We start from the raw sequence: 5,712 nt of genomic DNA, 5'->3' as shown, positions 1-5,712 counted from the left end.
TCTACTCATATTACGCACTACAAGGCGCTGCATCAATGCCTATGCGGGAGCGCCGGGCTCACCGGCTTACTGTGACTGTTGCAGCCTACGTAATGCGCACTGGCGGCGGTAGCACGTCGCCCGAATGCAGGACGCTAGGGCTCAATCCTAGGCGCTAAGGCATTGCTGCTTAGTTTATTAAGAAGATATTTTTATCTTGGGGAATGCATGCTGCGCTCGGCGATATCTTGTTTGCCTTTGTAGAGAAGGACCACTTGTGGTTGAGTCCCACCTACCACCTGCAAAAGCAGTGGTGGTCCGTGGTGCTCGACCGGAAGCGCTTACACCATCAAGGGGCACTGGAGTATGGGCAAGCCTTGTGCGCGGCCTACCTGCAAGCGCACCCCGAGGAAGTACACCGCGTGGGCCAGCACCAAATTCTGAGCGTGCTGCTGCGAGCCTTGGATACGATTCGTTAGCTGCTCCCGTAGGCAAGAAATGCTCTGCTCAACGAGGAGGGACGTTTACTAGTCCAGACGAGCACCTGAACCAGTGCCCCGGTCAACCGACGGGCTAATGGGAATCCCTACTATCGTTCTGCACGAAGCTCTTCGCCAAAGTGCTGTTGCAGTACAGCCTGTACCTTTTCTTGGGTGAGGGGTTTATCCAGGTAGTCGGCAATGGGCAGTTCCTGGATCAACTGTTGGTCGCGGGGACTCACCGAAGTCGTGAGCATCACGACCACCACGGCCTGCTGTTCCTGGACGGGCAGCTGCTGGTAGGCCTCCAGGAACTGAATGCCAGTCATCACCGGCATGTTAATGTCCAGAAAAACCAGTACCGGGCAATCCTGCGGCTGCTGTTGGCAGTGCTCGCGCATCGCATAAAGGGCTTCCTGCCCATTGCGGGCTACGCGGATATTATCCGTGACGTCGAGGCGTAGTAGAAGCTTTTTATTAAGAAAATTGGTAGTGGGATCGTCATCGACCAACAGCACGCAGGGAATTTTAGGCATCAGCACTATACGATCAGAAACGGTCATTGGCCGGGTTAGCGCGGGAAATAAACCCGGAAGGTGGAGCCCTGTCCTAACTGGCTGCTCACCTCAATACGGCCCCCCGCGTTTTCCACGATGCGCTTGACCATGTACAGGCCGACGCCCGTGCCTTCGACATGGGTGTGCAGGCGCTGAAACATGGCAAACAGTCGCTCCTGGCCCTGCGCCAAGTCCAGTCCCAGGCCGTTGTCCTGCACTTCCAATACGACGTAGTCGTCGGCCAGCCAGCTGCGTAGGTGCACGTCGGGCAAGCGGTCAGGATGGTGATACTTGAAGGCGTTGCTGAGCAGGTTGTAGACTACTGAGCGTAGGTTCTTCTCGGCAAACGTCACGGTCAGGCTTTCGGAGATGGTCACCGTCAGCTGGCCGTGGGTGTGGGCCAGCAGCGGCGTCAAATCGAGGCGCACCGCGTCGACTACGGGAGCCAGGGCCACGGCGTTGCTGTCAGGGTTGTGCTCCTTTTGCAGGCGGCTCAGGTCGGTGAGGTGGGTGATGGTGCGGCGGAAGCGCTCGACCGCCTCCTGCATCATCGTGAGCATCTGGGACACGTCGCCGGTACGCCCAGCGGCGGGTAGCTCGTGCTCCAGGGCCAGCAGCAGGCCCTCAATGTTGGTGATCGGGGCTTTCAGGTCGTGGCTGGCCGTATAGATGAAATTGTCCAAGTCGATGTTGGTGCGCGTGAGTTGGGTGTTGCTCTCGTGTAGCTCCTCGTTGATGGCGAGGAGTTCCGCGTTGAGCGCCTGCACCTGCTGGCGCGTTCGCACCTGCTCGGTGGTATCAGTGATGACGGCCACGATCCCGCTGATATGGCCGTCGGCCTCGCGCAGGGGCTGGTGCACGAAGCTCACAAAAATCTCTTCCGTCACACCGTGGCGCGTAAAGCGGGCTGGTGCATCCACGCCCATGTAGGGCTGGCCGGTGGCCAGGACGCCAGCCATAATCTGCTTAAAGCCCTGGCCTTCCACTTCGGGCAACAGCTCAAAAAGTCCTTTGCCCAACGCCTGTTCCCGCGTTTTGTCCCAAATGGCGAGCTGCCGCTCGTTGGCCAGTTCAATCATGTGGGTAGGGCCGCGAAAGACGGCAATGGCGACCGGCGCCTGCTGGAAAATGCGTTGCAGCTCCCCTTGACGCGCTTCCCGCTCGCGCCGGGCCAGCACCTGCTCCGTCACATCGAGGGCAATGATGGTGACTCCTATCATCTGGCCCGCCTCATAGTAGGCTTGGTACGTAAAGTTAAAGTACGACGTGGGAGGGGCCTCGCCCAGCCGCGGGTCCGGCGTAAAGGGCAGTTCCACGCCAACGTAGGTTTCGCCCGTCTGGTAGACGTGATCCAGGAGGGCGCCGAAGCCTTGGGCATTGAGTTCGGGCAATTCTTCCGCAATGGTGCCTCCCACGAGCCGGCGGTGGGGCGCAAAGCTCCGGTACGCGGAATTGACGTACTCATAGCGGTGGTGGGGGCCGCGCAGCAGGGCCACGGCCACCGTGGTTTGCTCGAACACCTGATAAACGGCCTCGCGCGTCTGTACCTGCCGCTGGGCGGCGGCCAGCAGCTCGGCTTGTAGGGCCAGGGTTTCGTGGGTGCGCGCCTGCGCGCGGGTTTCCAGTTCCTGGTTGAGCTGCTCGACCTGCTGGCGGGCGCGTACCTGCTCGGTGGAATCGAACGTGAACAGCAGCACCCCGTCTACCTGCCCGTGGGCATTAAAGCGGGGCTGGCTGACGTTGCGAAAATAAATGTCTTCCACCGGCCCGTTTTCTACCCGGCTCATGGGAACCATGATTTCGGGGCTTTCGTGCGCTACTCCCGTCGCGTAGACCTGGCGTAGGATACGTCCCCCTTCGTGGTTCCATAAATCGGGCATGGCCTCGCGCAGGGGCCGGCCGAGCAACACGCGTCCGGGAAACAGGCGCTGGTGCAGCGGGTTAACCAGCGCAAACGTCAACTCCGGGCCATCAAGCACGCAGATGGCAGCGGGGGCTTGCTGGAAGATTCGCGTCAGGTTGGCCTGCTGCGCTTCGGCCTCAGCCCGGGCTAGCTGCTCGCTCTGCTGGCTGGCACGCAGGGCCTCTTCCACGGCCGAGCGGGGCTGGTCGCTGGTGTCGGTGAAGCTGACCAGTAGGTGCTCGCCGCTGCGCCGGGCCTGAAAGCGCAGGTAGTTGTCGAGCCCGTCGGCTTGGTAGTTCACCTCGTAGGCCAGCGGCTCATTGGTGGCGAAGGCCCGCTGGTAGTAGGCCAGCACGCCGGCCGCGTGGGTATGGGGAAAGTGTTCGAGTATGGTGCCGCGCAGGGGCTCTGTGACGCGGGAGATGCGTAGTCCGGCGGGGTTGGTATAGACGAAGGCGAAGTCCACCGGGGTCTGCTCCTCCGGGGCGTAGACCGGGCGCAGCAACTGAATGCCGGTGAGCGAGACGTCCAGCACGTGGTGCAAGAGGTAATCAAAATTCCCGTCGCCGGGAAGCAGAGCTGAAGCGGCGGGAGTAAGCATAAGGAGGGGGAAGGCGGACAGCGACCAAGGTACGCCCTTCTAGTTGGCGATCACCATGGCCTTGAGTTAAAATCTTTGCCCCTTAGTAGGGTGCCTGTGGTAGTGACGACGCTACCAGTACATGACGCTCACATTTCCGGTCACCAACACCGCGTTAGGGACAAATAAAGTGGGTATTGCGTAGCCACTCGTAAGCCGTGGCCCCTTCCGCAAAGGTGGCAATGTACGGCTTGTGCGAGTGTTCCACGAAAGCAGTGATAATCTCAGTAGTTTGCCAGTCCCGGGCATTGATCCAAGCGATCATGCAGATGCCTAGGTCCGCGAGACGGGGTAAGTAGTTGGTGCTGGCCCACTCGCTGATTTCACTCCACCCGTCAATGGCTTGGCTACTATCACACAGCAGCTTGGTGACCGAGATTTCACGCGTGTGCTGCACAATAACGGCGCAGGCTGCCAGCGAGGCCTCGCTATCCTGCAGACCCGTCCACTGGGCCAAGAGCCAGCGGTTGTCAGAATCGTGGTACAGGGAAAAAACCGGGCACCGAAATAAGAGTAACATCATCTCTTGCTTACTGCAAACGAGGCACGGGTAGTTACACGGGAAAATTACGCGATTTCTACGGACTGCTCCGCTAATCGCGGCTAGTAATACGGACAAGCACGATAACAACCCGTCACATCCTACTAGGGAAGTGGCCTGCCTCAAGCGCTGCAACGAGAATTGACTGCCGAAGCAGCAGTTGGGCCTTAGGCGCACAGCAGCGGGCTAGCTCGGCGGTGAATGATGCGCGCTTGTACATCAAGGTCACAGGCCACTAGTCTATGGATAGACTATTACTGTCAATAGAAGACCTGCGGGTCATTGCTACCGTTCGGCCGCCACCCCGAGTACTGGTTTTGGTCGCGCCAGCTTTTCCGGGGCCCTAACCTAACTAACCTCTAGCAGGCCAACAGGCTTCAAGCAAATGCGCAGAGCCATAAGTATTTATCTGGATAATACTCCGTAATATTACGTAAAGATTGTACTGATAAAGTTCCTAGGCTCACTCCCTGCGTTAAATCCATCATACTGAGTTTACAGCTTATGAGTGATCAACCGTCTCTTCTAGATTCAGAGCAAGGGCGCCGTTATTTGGTCACCGTAGCGATTAATCTGACGCACAATACTCCGCTAGCGCCTACGGCTTTTGAACACGAGTTGCTGGCGCAATTTGTGAAGGGAGATCTAACGATTGAGCAAGTCGAAATTCGGCTAGAAGCAAGTCGAGACGCGTGAGCACCAGGGGCGTGTGATGCAGCACGCAAAAGAGGCACTCCGGCCATCCTCTAGGATAACCAGGCAACCGATCAGCCAGGTAAACACTTTGTCCAATCTGGCACTCAGCGTGGGAGTGATACGCGTCAACGACGCCAATGCCCCGAGTATAAGAGTAGAAAGTGCGCATGGTAAGTCTCAGCAATACAGTTACATCGTAGTAGGTAACTGGTTGTATAAGCTTTTGCCAGACGGATGCGTTCACCAAACGGCGGGTGGCTACAAAGACAGGCGCTGGTAGCTTTGCTTCTATTGATGGCCAAGCAAAAATGAGCAGGGCTTTTCTGGGTGGAAGTCCAGGAGAGATGTGTAGGCAGTTGCCTACTGAGAGAACCTCGGCGAGAAGAGGATACCCGCTGAGGAGCAGGAGCGGAAAGCTGGCGGCCCTTTTATATCTTCCGTTGCTATAACGTTTTAGCACCCCTGTCAGTACTAGCTAGGTTGCTGCCTGCCTGGGCGGCGACTCGTTCGTTTTCTTCTTGCTCGCTATGCGCCACCGCCTCTCCCCACCCCCGTACCCCGCCGACGTCGCGGCACAACTCACCGCCTTCTGGCACGGTGTCGCCGCGCTCGAGGTAAAGTACGACATGTACTTTACCAGTACCCTGTCGCGGCGGAGCTCGTGGAGCGAGCCCCAGCCGTCCACGCTGGCCGAGAACCTGGTGCTGCAATGCACGAAGACGCCGGTGCGTTTGAGTCTGCACCCGCACTTGCCCGAGGAGATTGCCCGGGACACGCGCGCCCTGTTTCAACAGCTCTTCGGCCAATAAGCTGCGCCCCCACCAGCTGTAGCGGTCCGCGGCGTGGCCAGTACGCTAGTGGCTGCCCCTGCGTGGTAATTGTTTAGTGCTACTACGCCTAGCGCTTGCCTTCTATGG

5 protein-coding genes are annotated in these 5,712 nt (G+C 58.6%); 2 read left to right on the top strand and 3 right to left on the bottom strand.

The genetic code is table 11. The features are described from left to right. The first annotated feature begins 203 nt into the window (after positions 1-203). Positions 204-458, top strand: coding sequence for a hypothetical protein (locus tag BXP70_RS28600; RefSeq protein WP_086597540.1), 255 nt, complete (start codon positions 204-206; stop codon positions 456-458). Positions 459-568: 110 nt separating this feature from the next. On the opposite strand, the gene BXP70_RS28595 is transcribed toward BXP70_RS28600, so the two are convergent. The 3 genes from BXP70_RS28595 to BXP70_RS28585 form a co-directional block, all read right to left on the bottom strand. Further along, positions 569-994 carry a response regulator gene (locus BXP70_RS28595; RefSeq protein ID WP_086597539.1) on the bottom strand — a complete coding sequence of 142 codons (426 nt, stop codon included), beginning with the start codon at positions 992-994 and terminating at the stop codon, positions 569-571. A gap of 35 nt (positions 995-1,029) precedes the next feature. Then, complete coding sequence (locus tag BXP70_RS28590) at positions 1,030-3,519, bottom strand: PAS domain-containing sensor histidine kinase (protein ID WP_086597538.1); 2,490 nt, start codon at positions 3,517-3,519, stop codon at positions 1,030-1,032. 154 nt (positions 3,520-3,673) lie between these two features. Then, the gene (locus tag BXP70_RS28585) at positions 3,674-4,081 is read right to left on the bottom strand and encodes a hypothetical protein (protein ID WP_086597537.1); all 408 of its coding nucleotides are present in this window, start codon (positions 4,079-4,081) and stop codon (positions 3,674-3,676) included. Between the two features lie 1,241 nt (positions 4,082-5,322). Here BXP70_RS28585 and BXP70_RS28580 point away from each other — a divergent pair. Further along, entirely contained in the window at positions 5,323-5,604 is a 282-nt protein-coding gene (locus BXP70_RS28580) for a hypothetical protein (RefSeq protein ID WP_143436778.1), read from the top strand. The last annotated feature ends 108 nt before the right edge of the window (positions 5,605-5,712 follow it).

Origin of the sequence: Hymenobacter crusticola, from assembly GCF_002154225.1 — a bacterium.
Lineage (GTDB): Bacteria > Bacteroidota > Bacteroidia > Cytophagales > Hymenobacteraceae > Hymenobacter > Hymenobacter crusticola.
This window is presented reverse-complemented; position numbering and strand designations above follow the sequence as displayed.

What these genes read in the sequence shown, in the direction of transcription:
- BXP70_RS28600 (WP_086597540.1), top strand. Translation starts at nt 204, where the DNA reads ATGCATGCTGCGCTCGGCGATATCTTGTTTGCCTTTGTAGAGAAGGAC.
- BXP70_RS28595 (WP_086597539.1), bottom strand. Translation starts at nt 994, where the DNA reads ATGCCTAAAATTCCCTGCGTGCTGTTGGTCGATGACGATCCCACTACC.
- BXP70_RS28590 (WP_086597538.1), bottom strand. Translation starts at nt 3,519, where the DNA reads ATGCTTACTCCCGCCGCTTCAGCTCTGCTTCCCGGCGACGGGAATTTT.
- BXP70_RS28585 (WP_086597537.1), bottom strand. Translation starts at nt 4,081, where the DNA reads ATGATGTTACTCTTATTTCGGTGCCCGGTTTTTTCCCTGTACCACGAT.
- BXP70_RS28580 (WP_143436778.1), top strand. Translation starts at nt 5,323, where the DNA reads ATGCGCCACCGCCTCTCCCCACCCCCGTACCCCGCCGACGTCGCGGCA.